Here is a 1,044-nt window from a genome sequence, read left to right as displayed (position 1 = left end):
ATGAGTATGTATAGTTTACCAAGTTAAACCCTCCTGTTTTTTAAGCACACATCAGTCCGACTAGTTTATCAAGTTAAAGATGATCAGGTAGTTATCTTGCTCATTACGGTTGGGAAACGAGCTGACAGCATAGTTTATGACGAAGCGAAAAAGCGCATTAAAGACTAAAAATGGGAGCTTAGAGCTCCCATTTTTGACTTCGCATAACGTGTATTATGTTAATTTTAGAAATAAGTCACCTATAAATTTTGCTTTTATATAAACGACTAAATTAGGTCTATTAGTAATACTCCCTAATAATTCATAATCATAATTCGTCTTTTTAATAGATACATTTAAAGTTTCATTTATAGCTTTTTCTATACTATTATCATGTTGTTTTATAATAACTTTCGATTTTTGATTAATGATTTCACCTTGAAAGGAAAATGCATAGTTTCCACCATTTATTATATTATTTTGTACTACAAAAACTCCATTACCAAAATCATTAAAATTATCTTGAAATTCAAGGAAGTAAATACCATCTCGCATTCTTAAAATACCAGTTCAACAAAGTGAGTGTTTTATATATTTTACGCCAATTTCAACTTTAAATAAGCTTTTAGTTGTTCAAACAAATTGAGCTACCTCTCCTGTAATACAAACATTAGCATTTCATAGTAGTTAACCTTTATTTAACATAAAATCTCTTATATGAAATTTAGAACTTATCCCTTAAAAAGATCATTAAAAAGCTCTTTATCTTTCTGTCTATTTTCTTCTGTCTTACTTTCCGCACTTAAAAACTGCTCAAAATCAGCCAATTGATGTTTAAAAGATTCATCATTCTTAAATTTATTCAAAACCCAAGCGCCAAGCAAAATTTTCCGTCTAGTTTCATTTTTCCGTTCTTGAGCTTTGGCTTCACTTAAAAGTTTTTGCTGCTTAAGTTTAAGCTCATTCTGTTTCTGTTTTGCCTGTTCTAAGATCTGCTCTTGTTCTTTTTTCAAATACTCAATTTGCTCTTGTAGAGATAACTTCTTCTGCTGTGCTTTAGTGAGC

At 30.0% G+C, this 1,044-nt stretch carries 2 protein-coding genes and 1 pseudogene; 1 reads left to right on the top strand and 2 read right to left on the bottom strand.

The features are described from left to right. Positions 1 to 54 precede the first annotated feature (54 nt). Positions 55 to 168 (top strand): annotated as a pseudogene (locus tag FTU45_RS15335) (type II toxin-antitoxin system RelE/ParE family toxin); the annotation flags it as partial. Positions 169 to 213: 45 nt separating this feature from the next. Here the strand turns inward: FTU45_RS15335 and FTU45_RS15330 are convergent. Together FTU45_RS15330 and FTU45_RS15325 are read right to left on the bottom strand one after the other, a co-directional pair. Further along, a complete protein-coding gene (locus FTU45_RS15330; protein ID WP_179997607.1) occupies positions 214 to 534 on the bottom strand; it encodes a GrlR family regulatory protein in 321 nt (106 codons plus the stop codon). Between the two features lie 176 nt (positions 535 to 710). Next, the gene (locus tag FTU45_RS15325) at positions 711 to 992 is read right to left on the bottom strand and encodes a hypothetical protein (RefSeq protein ID WP_218949454.1); all 282 of its coding nucleotides are present in this window, start codon (positions 990 to 992) and stop codon (positions 711 to 713) included. Between the last annotated feature and the right edge of the window lie 52 nt (positions 993 to 1,044).

The sequence above is a fragment of the Acinetobacter sp. YH12106 genome, assembly GCF_013418995.1.
GTDB classification, from domain to species: domain Bacteria; phylum Pseudomonadota; class Gammaproteobacteria; order Pseudomonadales; family Moraxellaceae; genus Acinetobacter; species Acinetobacter pseudolwoffii.
The sequence above is the reverse complement of the archived record's forward strand: the minus strand, read 5'-3'. Positions and strand labels throughout refer to the sequence as shown.

Bases quoted from the DNA above. Each gene is read 5' to 3' on its own strand.
- FTU45_RS15330 (WP_179997607.1), bottom strand. From the start codon at position 534: ATGCGAGATGGTATTTACTTCCTTGAATTTCAAGATAATTTTAATGAT.